The following is a 15,253-nucleotide window of genomic DNA, read 5'->3' as shown; positions in this document are numbered from 1 at the left end:
GGGCCCGCTGCCGCTCGTACCGCTCAGTCCTCGGCCGACGCCGAGACGGAGGGCGGCTGCTGCTGCTCGGCGGCCGCCGTCCTGCCGGAGGCCGCCGGGGCCTCCTCGGACGAGGACGCCGACTTGCTCGCTGACTTCTTCGCCGCGGCCTTCTTGGCGGTGGTCTTCTTGGCCGCCGCCTTCTTGGCCGTCGACTTCTTCGCCGCGGTCTTCTTGGCGGGCTTCTCCGCCTTTTCCGCTTCGGCGCCTTCCGCGCCGTCCGCCTGAGCACCGGCCGTGCCGTCGGCCGCTCCGGCGGATTCGTCCTCCGCCTTCGCCGCCGACTTCTTCGCCGCGGACTTCTTGGCGGTCGACTTCTTCGCCGTGGAAGCGGTCTTCTTCGCGGCCGTCTTCTTGGCCGCCGACTTCTTGGCCGCTGCCTTCTTCGCCGTCTTCTTGGCGGGTGCGGCCGGTGCCTCCTCGGACGCGGCCTCGGCGGCCGGTCCGGACTCCGGAGCGGGGGCGCTGCCGTCGGCCGCGGCCTCGCCGTTCCCGTTCGCGGGGACGGTCAGCACCGCGGCGCCGCCCTCGTCCGTCACCGGGGCCGACACCTGGCGCTCCACCCTGCGGCGGCTGCGCGCCGGCGCCGCGGGCTCGGCGACGGGCTCGGCGGCGGCCTGCGCCACCGGCTCGGGCTCGGGCTGCTGCGCGGCGCGGTCGGGGGCGACCACGGTGACCACCGAGTCCTCCGAGTCCTTCGGGGACCCCGCGGGCACCGACACCGCGCGGCGACGGCGGGCGGGCGGTGCCGCCTCCGGCGCCGGCTGCGCCGCTGCGGGCTCGGCCGCCGGAGCGGGCGCGGCCTCGGCCGCGCTCTCCTCGGCGGCGGAGATCACGGTGACGCCCGCGTCCTGCGTGCCCGCCGAGGGCGAGCCCGCGGGCACCGACACCGCGCGGCGGCGACGGCGTCCCGGACGCGTACGCCCGGAGTCCGCGGACTCGGCCGACGCCTCGGCCTCGACCGCGGCGGCCTCCCGCACCGGCTCGGGCTCGGGCTGCGGCTCGGGCTGCGACTGCGGCTCGGGCGCCTGGCCCCTGCCGCGCTTGTCCCTGCCCTTGCCGGACTTGTTGTCCTTGCCCGCCGCGTCGTTCCCGGACCTCTCGGCCTTCTCGGCCTGCTCGGGCTTGCCGGCCTGCTCAGCCTTCTCGGCCTGCTCGGCCTTCTCGGCCTTCTCGGAGTCGGCCTCGGTCCGCGCCTCCGCCTCGTTCCGCTCGCCGGGCGCACCGGCCGGCGCACTGGCCCTGCGGGAGGCGCGGCGACGGCTGCGACGGCTGCCGCCGACGGCGGCCTCCGCCTCTGCGGCGCTGCTGTAGAACTCGTCCTCCGGCGGGGTCTCCCCCGCCTCGACGGGCTCGGCCGCCTTGCCGCCACCGGCCTTGTCACCGGACTTGGGCTCGCCCTTGCCCTCGGGCTTGGACTCGGACTTCGGCTCCTGCTTGGCCTCGGGCTCGGCCTGGCGCTCGCCGCCGCCCTTGCCCTTCTTCTTGCTCTTCTTGCCGCCACCGCCGACAGCGGTGGGCACGTCCATGTGGACGTGGATGCCGCGGCCGTTGCAGTGCACGCACGGCTCGGAGAAGGACTCCAGCAGGCCCTGACCGACCCGCTTACGGGTCATCTGTACGAGGCCGAGCGAGGTGACCTCGGCGACCTGGTGCTTCGTACGGTCCCTGCCCAGGCACTCCAGCAGGCGCCGCAGCACCAGGTCCCGGTTGGACTCCAGCACCATGTCGATGAAGTCGATCACGATGATGCCGCCGAGGTCGCGCAGCCGGAGCTGGCGCACGATCTCCTCGGCCGCCTCCAGGTTGTTCCTGGTGACCGTCTCCTCCAGGTTGCCGCCCTGGCCGGTGAACTTGCCGGTGTTGACGTCGACGACGATCATCGCCTCGGTCCTGTCGATCACCAGCGAACCGCCGCTGGGCAGCCACACCTTGCGGTCCAGCGCCTTCAGAAGCTGCTCGTCGATCCGGTACGTGGCGAAGACGTCGGTCTCCGAGGTCCACTTCTGGAGCCGGTCCTGGAGGTCGGGCGCGACGTGCGAGACATAGCTATGGATGGTCTCCCACGCCTCGTCGCCGCTGACGATGACCTTGGAGAAGTCCTCGTTGAAGATGTCCCGGACGACCCGGACGGTCATGTCGGGCTCGCCGTAGAGCAGCGTCGGCGCGTTGCCCTTCTTGGCCTTCTTCTGGATGTCCTCCCACTGCGCCTGCAGACGCTCGACGTCCCGGCGCAGCTCGTCCTCGCTGGCGCCCTCGGCCGCGGTGCGCACGATCACGCCCGCGTCCTCGGGAACGATCTTCTTGAGGATCTGCTTCAGGCGGGAGCGCTCGGTGTCCGGGAGCTTGCGGCTGATGCCGGTCATGGAGCCCTCGGGCACGTACACCAGATAGCGGCCCGGCAGCGAGACCTGGCTGGTCAGGCGGGCGCCCTTGTGGCCGATCGGGTCCTTGGTGACCTGGACCAGCACGGACTGCCCTGACTTCAGCGCGGTCTCGATGCGGCGCGGCCCGTTGGCCATGCCGAGCGCCTCGAAGTTGACCTCGCCCGCATACAGCACGGCGTTGCGGCCCTTGCCGATGTCGACGAAGGCGGCCTCCATCGAGGGCAGGACGTTCTGCACCTTGCCGAGGTAGACGTTGCCGACGTACGAGGTCGACTGCTCCTTGTTGACGAAGTGCTCGACCAGCACGTCGTCTTCCAGGATCCCGATCTGGGTGCGGTCGCCGTTCTGCCGGACGACCATCTCCCGCTTGACCGCCTCGCGGCGCGCCAGGAACTCGGCCTCGGTGATGATCGGCACCCGGCGGCGGCCCTGCTCGCGCCCCTCGCGGCGGCGCTGCTTCTTCGCCTCCAGACGGGTCGAGCCCTTGATGGCCTGGACCTCGTCGGTGGGCTCGCTCTCCTTCTTCTTGCGCGGCTCGCGGATCTTGACGACGGTCCGCTCCGGGTCGTCGCCGGTGGACGCCTCGCCGCTGCCGCCGTCCTGCTGGCCCGCGTCACCGCTGCGGCGCCGACGGCGGCGACGGCGGCGCGAGCTGCTGGAGGAGCCGGCGGAACCGCCGTTCTCCTGCTCGTCGCCCTCCTCGTCACCGGCCGCGTCCTCGTCACCGGCCGCGTCCTCGGCGCCCGAGCCGTCCTCGGCGTCCCGCGCCTGGCCGCGGCCCGCGCCCTTCTCGTCCTCCGAGCCCTCGCGCTCGGCGGACTCGGCCGCCTCGGCGTTCTCCCCGCGCCTGCGGCGACGGCCGCCGCGGCGACGGCGGCGCGCCGGGCGCTCGCCGGTCTCCTCGGCGCCCTCGGCCTGCGTCTGCGCCTCGTCCTCGCCCGCGTCCTCTTCGGCCTCGTCGGCCTCGGCGACGGCACTCCCGCGCTCCTCGGCCTCCCCGCCGTTACGGGCGCTCTCGGCGCCGCCCTGTGCGTCCGGGCGGCGACGGCGGCGACGGCGCTGGCCGGAGCCTGAGGCGGCCGCCGGCTCGTGCGCGGCCTCGGCCCCGGTCTCCTCCTCGTCCTCCGCCTCGTCCTGCTCGGCGGCGGCAGCGGCAGCCGCGGCGGCGCTCTGCGGCGTCTGGAAGGCGGGCTCGGTGAACACCGGCGCCTGGAACATCGCCACCGGCGGCACGCCCGACTTCTTCCGCGAAGCGGGGGCCTCCTCGGCGCCGGACCCGGCGGCGGCGGACTCGCCCCCGGTCTCCGGCTTCGCCTCGGACCTGGCGGACTTCGCCGACTTCGCGGACTTCCTGGACCGGGTGCCCTTGGCGGCCTTGCCCTGCCCGGCGTCCTGCTCGGCCGGCTCCTGCTTGTCGCCCGGCTCCTGCGTGCCGGCGGCAGCGGCCTCGGCCTTCTCCGGCTGCTCCTGCTGCGCCGACGTGGCGTGCTGCTCCGACGTGGCGCTCTCGGCCTTGTCCGCGCCCTCGGCCGCGCCGGCCTTGCGGGAGGCGCGGCGGCGGGTACGGGCCGGGGCCGCGGGCTTCTCCGCGTCCTCACCGGCGCCCTGGGCACCGGCGGGCGCGGCGCTCTCGGCGGCCTCTGCGCCCTTGGTGTCCTTGGTGTCCGCGGCGCCCTTGGTGTCCGCGGCGTTCTCCGTGCTCGCGGTGCCCTCAGCCGAAGCGGCCGTCTTGCGGGTGCTGCGGCGGCGCGTGCGTGCCGGGGCCTCCGCCTCCCCGGTCGCCGGGGCCTCGGCGGAGTCGGCGGCACCGGTGGCGCCGGCGGTCTCCTGCTGCGCCGCGCCGTTCCCGGCCTCGGCCGAGCCCGCCGCGCGGGTCGCCCTGCGGCGCTTGCGTGCCGGTGCGGAGGGAGCGGCGCCCTCGCCGGCCTCGTCGGTCTGCGTACCGGCGTCCGGCGCCTCGGCCACTGCACTCTCCCGGGTGTCCTCGGCGGCGGCCTGCGGCGACCCAGCGGGGGCCGAGACCTTGCGGGTGGCCCGGCGGCGGGTGCGCGCGGGGGCCTGGTCCTCGTCTCGTATGGCGGCGGCGGAGGACGGCTGCTCCGCGGGCTGCTCAGCGGCGGATGCGGCAACGGCGCCGGAAGTTCCGGATGCGGCGGTGGTGCCCGCGGCGTCCCGTGTGTCCTGGGCGCCGGTCGTGCCGGCCGTGCCTGTCGTGTCCTGAGCGTCGGCCGTGTCCCGCGCGGCGGGCGCTTCGGCCGTCCCGCTCGGCGGTCCCGCCGGGCGGGAGGCGGCGCGACGCCTGCGGCGCGGGGGCAGGGTGTCGCTCGGGGAGCTGCTGTCCTGCTCGGCTCCCCTGGCGGCGGCCTGCGGCGCGGTTGTGGAATTCTCGTTGCTCTCCGCTGCTGCGGATTCGTTCGCTTCGAGCATGCGGGCGGTTCTCCCGTCACGCTCCCGGGCGCCGCGCCTCGTTCGTACCGGTGCGGCCCGGTCTCTCGTCGGGGCCGCTCTCCGGGGCGCGGGCGCCGCGCGGGAGCTGTTGTCTCACTCGCCGGTTCCGGCCCATCGCGTGGAACGGCTACGGCGAAAGTCTCCTGGTCAATGCGCTCGCCTGCCGGCTGACCCGGGTGGCTCCCTGGCGTGTGCGTCGGCGGTGGCGCTTCGACGGCGCTCCTGGCGTCCAGAACCCGTGGGCTCTGGGCTACGCGCCGACTCCCGGCGCCGTCGCGACGGGGGTTGCGTCGCGGTCGGGCGCCAACGGGTCGGTCACCGCGCCGGTCTCCTCATCGAGCGGCCCCTGCGCCAGCCTGGTCACCGCTGCGGCGACCGGCGGCGCCAGGTCGGCCGTAGCGCGGAGACCGGACAGGACGTCGTCGGGTCGTACGGCAGGTGTCAAGTGCCGAACTACCAGGCGCAGTATCGCACAAGGACCGCCGCCGGGCCTATCGCCCCCGGCCGGTGCATCCGCTCCGGCCAAGGTCAGCGACGTCACGGCGGCGCGTGCGTCGAAGGTGCGGATGCCCTTCTTGGTCTGCCGCTGCACCTCGACCGACTCCGCCGCGAGGAAGGCGTCGACCGCGCGGGCCGCCTCCTCCTGGGTGACCCCGTCGAGCCGCAGCTCCCACGCGGAGGCCTGCAGCCTGTCGGTGAAGTCGGAGGTGCGGGCCTCGACGGCGTCCACGATGTCGAGGTCGTTCGGCATGTACTCATCGAGCAGGTCCCTGAGCTCGCCCGGGTCGCGCCTGTGGGTGAGGGCGACCTCGAGGTACTCGGCCTCGCTGCCGGTGCCGGTGGGTGCGGCGTTGGCGTAGGAGACCTTCGGGTGCGGGGTGAAGCCCGCGGAGTACGCCATGGGCACCTCGGCCCGGCGCAGCGCCCGCTCGAAGGCGCGCTGGAAGTCGCGGTGGCTGGTGAACCGGAGGCGGCCGCGCTTGGTGTAGCGCAAGCGGATGCGCTGCACCGCGGGTGCGGGCGGCGGGCCTTCGGGCTGTCGCTTGCCCAGAGCTTCTCTCTCCTCGGTGCTGCGGGGCGCCTCCGCTGCTACGCGGGCGCCCTCGGTATCGATGTCGGTCGGCCGGGCCTTACCCGGTCGAAGGGGGCGGAAGTCCGCACGCCGCGCACTGCGCGCGCTGCTCCTGGGCCGCGCCGTTGTGCGGTTGTACGGATGATCCTTCCGTCCAGGGTACGCGCCGCGCTCACGGCTGCGGCCCCCGCTCCTCCTTCCGCGGGGCACCGAACAGCGCCTTCCTGATCTCCGCCCTGGTCTCCCGCACCGAGGCGCGCGCCGCGCGGAGCGCCTGGCGCACTCCACGCGCCGCCTCGCGGACGCCGCGCGCGACGGGCCGCCAGAGGTGATCCCGTACGCCGCGGCCCGCCGGTGCCAGGGCGTACTGCCAGACCCACACGAAGGGCGACACGAGGAGCAGCCGCAGCACGCGGCCGAGGAAGCCGAAGACCGCGCGCGAGATGTAGCCGGCGACCCGCCAGGCGTGGCCGAGCGCGGTGGCGGTTTCGCGTACGACGAGGGCGATGCCGCGTCCCAGCGGGGCCAGCACGTGGCGGTGGACGGCCACGGCGGGAACGACGAGGAGGACGCGGACGAGCCGGACCAGCGCGGTCCATACCGCGACGGCGGGGACGACCAGCAGATACCGCCCCAGCCATGCCATCGCCGTACCGAAGCCCAGCACGGCGGCGCGCAGTACGTGGCCGACCGGCGTCAGCACATGACGGTAGACGGCGACCGCCGGGATCACCAGCAGATACCGGCCCGTCCAGACCAGCCCGGCCCACACCGACACCGCGGGCACCACCAGCAGATACCGCCCCAGCCACCCCATTCCGGCACCGAAGCCCCGTACGGCCGCGCGCAGTACGTGGCCGACCGGCGTCAGCACATGGCGGTAGACGGCGACCGCCGGGACCACGAACAGGACGCGGCCCAGCCACGCGAGGCCCGCGCCGAGACCCCGTACCCCTGCGGCGATGCCCCGGCCGGCGGCGGCGAAGCCCCCGCCCACGGCGGCCAGGCCGCGGCCCGCCACCGACGCCAGCCACGCGAGGGCGCGGCCGACCGGGGCGAGGACGTATCGCCACAGGGCGATGAAGGGCCAGGCGAGGACGGCGTACAGGACGGGTGCGAGCAGCCGTTTCCACAGCCACTCCGCCGCACGCGCGAAGGGGCGCCACAGCACCCGGTCCAGCGCGCGGCCGCACGCGCACAGCGCGTCCCACAGGAGGCGGACGGGCACCACGAGGACGAGCGTGATGATCCGTACGGGCAGGCGCAAGGCGACCACCAGGCAGCCCTCGCCGTCCTGAGCGGTGGTGCGTGGCGGTGTCTTCGCGAGGGACACCGGTGACTGCTGCGGGGCGTGCGGGCTGCTCATACCGGCCGGGACGTTTCCCTCTGCTCGCTGGTTCACGACGGCCGGCACCTTCACGGAATCGGCGCCGGACACACTAATGCCCCGCCCAGGAGGGCGGGGCACCAGCTCAACTACCGGACGCCGGGCGTCACTTCACGACGCTCAGCGGCAGCAGCTTCTTGCCCGTCGGGCCGATCTGGATGTCGGTGTCCATCTGAGGACAGACACCGCAGTCGAAGCAGGGGTCCCAGCGGCAGTCCGGCACCTCGGTCTCATCCAGGGCGTCCTGCCAGTCCTCCCACAGCCACTCCTTGTCGAGGCCGGAGTCGAGGTGGTCCCAGGGCAGGACCTCCTCGTACGACCGCTCGCGGGTGGTGTACCAGTCGACGTCCACGCCGTACGGGGGAAGGGTCTTGTCCGCGCTCTCCATCCACAGGTCGTAGCTGAAGTACTCGCGCCAGCCGTCGAAGCGGCCGCCCCGCTCGTACACCTCGCGGATCACCGCGCCGACGCGGCGGTCGCCGCGGGAGAGCAGGCCCTCGACGATGCCGGGCTTGCCGTCGTGGTACCGGAAGCCGATGTTGCGGCCGTACTTCTTGTCGCCGCGGATCTTGTCGCGCAGCTTGCCGAGCCGCGCGTCCGTCTCCTCCGCGGAGAGCTGCGGCGCCCACTGGAACGGGGTGTGCGGCTTGGGCACGAAGCCGCCGATGGACACCGTGCAGCGGATGTCGTTGGACTGCGCGACCTCGCGGCCCTTGGCGATCACGTTGATCGCCATGTCGCCGATCTGCAGCACGTCCTCGTCGGTCTCGGTGGGCAGCCCCGCCATGAAGTAGAGCTTCACCTGCCGCCAGCCGTTGCCGTACGCGGTGGCCACGGTCCTGATCAGGTCCTCTTCCGAGACCATCTTGTTGATGACCTTGCGGATGCGCTCCGAGCCGCCCTCGGGCGCGAAGGTGAGGCCGGAGCGGCGGCCGTTCCTGGTCAGCTCGTTGGCCAGGTCGATGTTGAAGGCGTCGACGCGGGTGGAGGGCAGCGAGAGGCCGACCTTGTCCTCCTCGTACCGGTCGGCGAGGCCCTTGGCGATGTCGCCGATCTCGGAGTGGTCGGCGGAGGAGAGGGAGAGCAGGCCGACCTCCTCGAAGCCGGTGTTCTTCAGGCCCTTGTCGACCATCTCGCCGATGCCGGTGATGGAGCGCTCGCGCACGGGCCGGGTGATCATGCCCGCCTGGCAGAACCGGCAGCCGCGCGTGCACCCGCGGAAGATCTCCACGGACATCCGCTCGTGCACGGTCTCGGCGAGCGGGACCAGCGGCTGCTTCGGGTACGGCCACTCGTCGAGGTCCATGACGGTGCGCTTGGAGACCCGCCACGGGACGCCCGAACGGTTCGGCACGACGCGGGAGATGCGGCCGTCCGCCAGATACTCCACGTCGTAGAACTTGGGCACGTACACCTCGCCGGTCTTGGCGAGGCGGAGCAGCAGCTCGTCCCGGCCGCCGGGGCGGCCCTCGGCCTTCCAGGCGCGGATGATCTCGGTGATCTCCAGCACCGCCTGCTCGCCGTCGCCGACGACCGCGCAGTCCAGGAAGTCCGCGATCGGCTCCGGGTTGAACGCGGCGTGCCCGCCGGCCAGCACGACCGGGTGGTCCTCGGTGCGGTCCTTGGCCTCCAGCGGCACGCCGGAGAGGTCGAGCGCGGTGAGCAGGTTGGTGTAGCCGAGCTCGGTGGAGAAGGAGACGCCGAGCACGTCGAACTCGCCCACGGGGCGGTGCGCGTCCACGGTGAACTGCGGGACGTCGTTCTCCCGCATCAGCTTCTCCAGGTCCGGCCAGACGCTGTAGGTGCGCTCGGCCAGCACGCCCTGGCGCTCGTTGAGCACCTCGTAGAGGATCATGACGCCCTGGTTGGGCAGGCCCACCTCGTAGGCGTCCGGGTACATGAGCGCCCAGCGGACGTCGCACTCGTCCCAGTCCTTGACCGTGGAGTTGAGCTCGCCGCCGACGTACTGGATCGGCTTCGATACGTGCGGGAGGAGGGCCTCCAGGCGCGGGAAGACCGACTCGACAGGCATGGGTGGTGTCCTCGGGGCAGGTGTATCTCTCGTACAGAGGTGACCATCCAGCGTAACGCCACCGGCCCGTGCCCCGGTCCGGCCGGGGCTCAGCCCAGCCTCCGGTGCTCCTCCGAGGCCACGCTGCGCCACAGCACGGGCAGCTCGCGCTCGCACTCCCGCGCCAGCCCGCACTCGCGCTCGTAGAGCACTCCGTACGTGAAGGACGGCTCCCCCGCGGCGTGCGCCTGCACGGCGATCTCCCGCAGCGCCTCGCGCGCGACCACGCTGTCCTGGTGCTCGCCCAGCAGGTCCTGGAGCGCGGTCATGCGCACCGCGTACTCCCTGGCACGCCGCCCGAACACCGCGCGGGCCGCCTCGGCCGAGTACCGGGTGCGCTTGGCCGCCTTGCGCGCCTCGTGCAGCGCGAGATCGCGGGTCTCCCCCGGCGGTGCGGCCAGCGCCTCCCCGATGTGTCCGGCGAGGCGGTCGAAGTCCCTGCGCACGGCGGCGGCCACCACCTTGTCCGGCGGCGACTCGGCGGCCTTCCCGAGCAGCGGGGGACGCTCCAGCAGCGCGTGCAGCGCCGTCAGCAGCTCCATGTAGCGCCTGCCGTCCAGCACCGCGATCAGCCGCCGCCGCGAGCCGCCGCGCCGCGCGTGCGAGAACGTCCGCAGCCGCCCCCGTACGGGTCCGAGCTGGAGCCCGCGGGGCAGCTCGCCGACCCGTGTGTGCAGCCGCTCGGCCAGCACCTCCTGGTCGCGGTCCACGCCCAACTCGGCGGCCAGCCACTTCAGTTCGTCGCCGAGGGGCCCGGTGACGGCGCGGTCCAGCACCTTTCCGTACGAGCGGAAGCAGCTCCGCAGGCGGCGGGTGGCGACCCGCATCCGGTGCACCGAGTCCGGCACGTCGCGGCGCACGGCGGGGTCCAGCGCGACCAGCGCCCGCACCTGCTCGTCCGCGTAGCCCAGCACGACGTCGGCGGCGGTGAGGGAGGGCTGCTGCGTCTTCCTGTGCTTCTTGGCGGACTTGGCCCGCTTGTCCTTCCTCTCCGCCGGGAACGCCGTCTCCTCCAGCGCGCGGGCCAGCTTCGACGCGTGCCCTGCACGGGTGTAGCCCGCCGCGAGCAGCCGCTCCTCGACGCGGTCCAGCAGTACGGGGTCCCGCCCCTCGGCGAGCTCGCACTCGGTCTCGGTCCACTTCGCCGTGCCGCCCGAGGGGCCGAAGCGCTCGGCGGAGACCCGGTCCCGCACCACCTCGACCAGCAGCTCGCCCTCGGGGCCCAGCAGACGGCGCCGCTGCCGCTCCTGGCGCAGCCGCATCGTGGGCACCAGGGGTTCCCCGCGCAGCCGCGAGCGGACCAGGGAGAGCAGGGTGCGCGGGACCTCGGCGTCCCGCCCCGGGGGTGCCTGGACCTCGTCCCGTACGCCCGGCTCGACCGGCAGCTTCAGGTGCCAGCCCGCGTCCTCGCCGCCGGTCCTGCGGCGCAGCGTGACGCCGTCGGCCGCGAGCCGCTGGTCCTCGGTGTCGTAGTAGACCGCGTCGAGGTCGACGGTGCCCGCGTCCACGACCCGGTGGACGCCCGGCACGCCCAGTTCCGGCAGCGGCGGCGCGGCCGCGCGCGCTCCGTCCGCGCCGTCCGCCGCCTGGTATTTCCGCTCGATTTCCCGCACAACGCCCGCCATGCCCGGAACGTAATGTCGGCCCCACCTCACCGCAATGCCCCTGCACGGAGACCGTGCAGGGGCATCGGGGAACGGCGGCGGCGCGGCGCACGCTATGCGGAGACCGGTCTCCTGGTCGTGATCGACTGCAGGAGCCCCAGCGCGATCCAGGTCGCGAACATCGACGTACCGCCGTAGGACACAAAGGGCAGCGGAAGCCCCGCGACCGGCATGATGCCGAGCGTCATCCCGATGTTCTCGAAGGACTGGAAGGCGAACCAGGCGATGATGCCCGCGGCGACGATCGTGCTGTACAGGTCGCCGGCCTCGCGGGCGATCTTGCACGCGCGCCAGATCAGCACGCCGAGCAGCAGGATGATGAGCCCGGCGCCGAGGAAGCCCAGCTCCTCGCCGGCGACCGTGAACACGAAGTCGGTCTGCTGCTCCGGCACGAACTGCCCGGTCGTCTGGTCGCCTTGGAAGAGCCCCTTGCCGAACAGCCCGCCCGAACCGATCGCGATCCGGGCCTGGTTGGTGTTGTAGCCGACGCCCGAGGGGTCGAGCGCCGGGTTGGCGAAGGCCGCGAACCGGTCGATCTGATACTCGTCCAGCAGCCCGAACGCCCACACCGACACCGCGCCGACGGCCCCCGCCAAGCACAGCCCGAGCACCCAGCGGTTGGAGGCGCCGGAGGCCATCAGGACCCCGAGCACGATCACGCCGAGCACCATCACCGAGCCGAGGTCCGGCATCAGCATGATCACCACGATCGGCGCTGCCGCCAGGCCCAGGGCCTTGAGCACGGTGCGGTGCGAGGGGTACTCGTCCGAGTCCACCTTGGAGGACAGCAGCATCGCCATGCCGAGGATCACGGTGATCTTCATGAACTCGGCGGGCTGGAGCGAGATCCCCGCCCCCAGGTGCAGCCACGCGCGCTGCCCGTTGATGGTCGCGCCCAGCGGGGTGAGCACCATCAGGCCGAGCAGTATCGCGACCCCGTACAGCACCGGCGCCGCGCCGCGCAGCCTGCGGTGCCCCAGCCACACGGTGCCGGCCATCAGCACGACCCCGACCACCAGGCTCAGCAGATGGCGGGTGAGGAAGTAGTAGGGGTCGCCGTTGTTGATGTCGCTGCGGTTCCTGGTGGCGGAGAACACCAGCATGGTGCCGATCACCGACAGCAGGACCCCGGAGAGCACTATCACCCAGTCCAGCCGCCAGACGGCGGAGTCCCGTGCGACCAGCCGCTGCCAGGCAGTCCGGCGCCGCGGCCCGTAGCCGCCGAGGGAGTAGGAGTGGGTGCTCAACCTTCGCCTCCCGCCGGGGTCTTGCCGGCGTCCGGCTTGGACTTGCCGCCGTCGCCGATGTCCATCCGCTTGTCGCGCTGCGCCTGGATGGTGCCGTCCTTGTTGATCTTCGGGAGGTTCTTCTCCGGGTGCGGCAGCAGGGCCTTCTTCGGGTCGACCCCGCCCTTCTTGCCGACGCCGTACATCGCGTCGTAGATCTTCCGCACGGCGGGCCCGGAGGCCCCGGAGCCCGTACCGCCCTGGGAGATCGTCATGACGACCGTGTAGTCCTTGGTGTACGTGGCGAACCAGGACGTGGTCTGCTTGCCCGCGACCTCGGCGGTACCCGTCTTGGCGTGCATCTTGATCTTCTTCTGCGGCCAGCCGGCCTGCCCGAACCGCCAGGCGGCCGTGCCCCGTTCGGCCACGCCCGCGAGCGCGCCGTCGATCTGCTTGATGGTGTGCGGGCTGACCGGCAGCTTGCCGTGCGCCTTCGGCTGGATCTCCTTGGTGTGCTTGCCGTCGGGGCTGATGACCGCCTTGCCGAGGGTCGGGTCGTAGAGCGTGCCGCCGTTGGCGATGGCCGAGTAGATGGTGGCCATCTGGATCGGGGTCACCTGGGTGTCGCCCTGGCCGATGGAGTAGTTGACGCTGTCACCGGCGCGCATCTTCATGCCGGAGACGCAGTTCTCCTTGGCGATCTTGTCGGCGTAGGACTTGGGGTCCTTGCCCTGCTTGCACCAGGCGTCCTTGTTGGCCTCGTAGTAGTCCCGCTTCCACTTGCGGTCGGGGACCCGGCCGGGGACCTCGTTCGGCAGGTCGATGCCGGTCTTCTTGCCGAGGCCGTAGTCGTGCGCGGTGCGGTAGAACCAGTCCTTCGGGTTCTTCGGCTTGTTCCCGCCGTCCTTCTTCCACTGCTTGTACGCCAGGTCGTAGAAGACGGTGTCGCAGGAGACCTCCAGCGCGCGCCCGAGGCTGATCGGCCCGTGGCTCTCGGACTCGAAGTTCTTGAAGACCTGCCCGCCCACGTTGTACGAGGACCCGCAGTTGTAGCGGCCGTTGAAGTCGTACCCCGCGCGGACCGCGGCCCCCGTGGAGATCACCTTGAAGATCGAGCCGGGCGCCGCCTGGCCCTGGATGGCCCGGTTCAGCAGGGGGTAGTGCGAGTTCTTGCCGGTGAGCTTCTTGTACTGGGCGGGGTCGATGCCGCCGACCCAGTCGTTGGGGTCGTACTGCGGCTGGGAGGCCATCGACACGATCCGGCCGGTCTTGTTCTCCATCACGACCGCGGCGCCGGCGTCGGCCTTGTAGTTGGTGCCCGTGTTCTTGTCGTGCTGTTTGCGGGCCGCCTTCATGGCCTTGTCGAGTTCCTTCTCGGTCACCGACTGGACCCGTGAATCTATGCTCGTCACCAGGTTGGAGCCCGGCGTGGCCTCGTCCTTGTGGCCCTCGCCCATGACCCGTCCGAGGTTGTCCACCTCGTAGCGGGTGACGCCCGAGGAGCCGCGCAGCTTCGGGTCGTACTCGCTCTCCAGACCCGAGCGGCCGATCTCGTCGGAGCGCAGGAACGGCGAGTTCGTCTTCTCCGACTTCTTGACCTCTTCATCGGTGACCGGCGAGAGGTAGCCCAGCACCTGCGAGGTCTCCGCGCCGTACGGCGCCGGATAGCGGCGCACCGCCGTGGGCTGCGCGGTGATGCCGGGGAAGTCCTCGGAGCGCTCGCGGATCTGGAGGCCCTGCTGCGTGGTGGCCTCGTCGCTGACCGGGATGGGCTGGAAGGGCGAGCCGTTCCAGCAGGGCTGCGGCGTGTGCGCGTTGCACAGCCGGACCTTCTTCTTGACCTCGTCCGGCTTCATCCGCAGTACGTGCGCGAGGCGGGTGAGCACCTTGTCCCCGCCGTCGTCCATCTTCATCAGCTCGGTGCGCGAGGCGGAGACCACCAGACGGGTCTCGTTGTCCGCGATGGGCACGCCACGCGAGTCGAGGATCGAGCCGCGGGTCGCGGGCTGCACGACCTGCTGTACGTGGTTGCCCGACGCCTCCTTCTGGTACTGCTCGCCGTTGCGCACCTGGAGGTACCAGAGCCTGCCGCCGAGGGTCAGCAGCAGGGAGAGCACCAGCACCTGGAGAACGATCAGGCGGATCGAGACCCGCGCGCCGCGGCCGCCCGTGCTGTCCGCACCCTTCACAGCCGCTTGACCCCCTTCAGCTTGCCCGGGCCCTTGCGCCCCGAGCGGCCCAGGAGGGAGCCGCGCTGGGTGCCGATGTGCGGTTCCTTGACGGACTTGGCCGCCGCCTTGCCGTTCTTCGAGGTGCGGCTGCCCTTGCCGAACAGCCCGCCGCTCTTGCCGACGCCGCCGACCGTGAGCCCGGTGCCGCCGGTGAGCCAGCCGTACTCACGGCCGCCCGTGGAGGCGCTGCCGCCGCCCGAGGCCTCGGCCCCGCCCAGCGGGTCCGGCTCGCCGCGGCGGGCCAGCGACATGATCAGCGGCACCGTGAACGGGGCGAGCAGCAGGTCGTACAGCGTCGCCGTGAACACGAGCCCCAGCAGCCCCACTTCGCCGGCGGCGGTGTCCCCCACGAGGGAGCCGACGCCCGCGTACAGCAGCGTGGAGCCGATCGCCCCGCTGGCGACCACCAGCATGGGAACGGTCACCGAGCGGTGCTGGTGTCCGCCGTCGGGCTTGGCCAGCCCCGCCGCGTACCCGACGACGCAGAGCACGAGCGCGTAGCGGCCCACCGCGTGGTCGGCCGGCGGCGCGAGGTCGGCGAGCAGTCCGGCGCCGAAGCCGATCAGCGCGCCCGCCATGTGTCCGTAGACCATCGCGAGGCCGAGCACGACCAGCAGCAGCAAGTCGGGGACGGCGCCCGGGAGATGGAGTCTGGCGAGCACGCTCACCTGGAGGATCAGGGCGACGATCACCAGGCACGTCGAGAGAAGCATCCGGTTGAGGCGCAT

General features: G+C 72.6%; 8 protein-coding genes. All 8 read right to left on the bottom strand.

All coding sequences use genetic code 11. The features are described 5' to 3' along the window. Positions 1 to 23: 23 nt before the first annotated feature. The gene (locus ABEE00_RS10190; protein ID WP_345745013.1) at positions 24 to 4,853 is read right to left on the bottom strand and encodes an Rne/Rng family ribonuclease; all 4,830 of its coding nucleotides are present in this window, start codon (positions 4,851 to 4,853) and stop codon (positions 24 to 26) included. 271 nt (positions 4,854 to 5,124) lie between these two features. Further along, a complete protein-coding gene (locus ABEE00_RS10185) occupies positions 5,125 to 5,883 on the bottom strand; it encodes a TIGR03936 family radical SAM-associated protein (RefSeq protein ID WP_345745012.1) in 759 nt (252 codons plus the stop codon). Between the two features lie 235 nt (positions 5,884 to 6,118). Continuing rightward, positions 6,119 to 7,348, bottom strand: coding sequence for a hypothetical protein (locus ABEE00_RS10180; RefSeq protein WP_345745011.1), 1,230 nt, complete (start codon positions 7,346 to 7,348; stop codon positions 6,119 to 6,121). Positions 7,349 to 7,439: 91 nt separating this feature from the next. After that, positions 7,440 to 9,365 (bottom strand): TIGR03960 family B12-binding radical SAM protein, encoded by a 1,926-nt coding sequence (locus ABEE00_RS10175; protein WP_345745010.1) that lies wholly within the window; start codon positions 9,363 to 9,365, stop codon positions 7,440 to 7,442. 89 nt (positions 9,366 to 9,454) lie between these two features. Next, complete coding sequence (locus ABEE00_RS10170; RefSeq protein WP_345745009.1) at positions 9,455 to 11,029, bottom strand: CYTH and CHAD domain-containing protein; 1,575 nt, start codon at positions 11,027 to 11,029, stop codon at positions 9,455 to 9,457. Between the two features lie 92 nt (positions 11,030 to 11,121). Continuing rightward, a complete protein-coding gene (rodA, locus tag ABEE00_RS10165) occupies positions 11,122 to 12,315 on the bottom strand; it encodes a rod shape-determining protein RodA (protein ID WP_345745008.1) in 1,194 nt (397 codons plus the stop codon). Then, positions 12,312 to 14,483, bottom strand: a complete 2,172-nt coding sequence (mrdA, locus tag ABEE00_RS10160) for a penicillin-binding protein 2 (RefSeq protein ID WP_345745007.1) — start codon at positions 14,481 to 14,483, stop codon at positions 12,312 to 12,314. Before mrdA ends, rodA begins: the two co-directional genes overlap by 4 nt. Then, positions 14,480 to 15,253: a rod shape-determining protein MreD gene (gene mreD / locus ABEE00_RS10155; RefSeq protein WP_345745006.1), complete on the bottom strand. Its 774-nt coding sequence runs from the start codon at positions 15,251 to 15,253 to the stop codon at positions 14,480 to 14,482. The genes mrdA and mreD overlap by 4 nt, the downstream gene beginning before the upstream one ends.

This window comes from Streptomyces odontomachicola (genome assembly GCF_039605595.1).
GTDB lineage: Bacteria > Actinomycetota > Actinomycetes > Streptomycetales > Streptomycetaceae > Streptomyces.
Note: the sequence above shows the minus strand (reverse complement) of the source record. Positions and strands in the feature narration are given on the sequence as shown.

Bases quoted from the DNA above. Each gene is read 5' to 3' on its own strand.
- ABEE00_RS10190 (WP_345745013.1), bottom strand. From the start codon at position 4,853: ATGCTCGAAGCGAACGAATCCGCAGCAGCGGAGAGCAACGAGAATTCC.
- ABEE00_RS10175 (WP_345745010.1), bottom strand. From the start codon at position 9,365: ATGCCTGTCGAGTCGGTCTTCCCGCGCCTGGAGGCCCTCCTCCCGCAC.
- ABEE00_RS10170 (WP_345745009.1), bottom strand. From the start codon at position 11,029: ATGGCGGGCGTTGTGCGGGAAATCGAGCGGAAATACCAGGCGGCGGAC.
- mreD (WP_345745006.1), bottom strand. From the start codon at position 15,253: ATGCGCCTCAACCGGATGCTTCTCTCGACGTGCCTGGTGATCGTCGCC.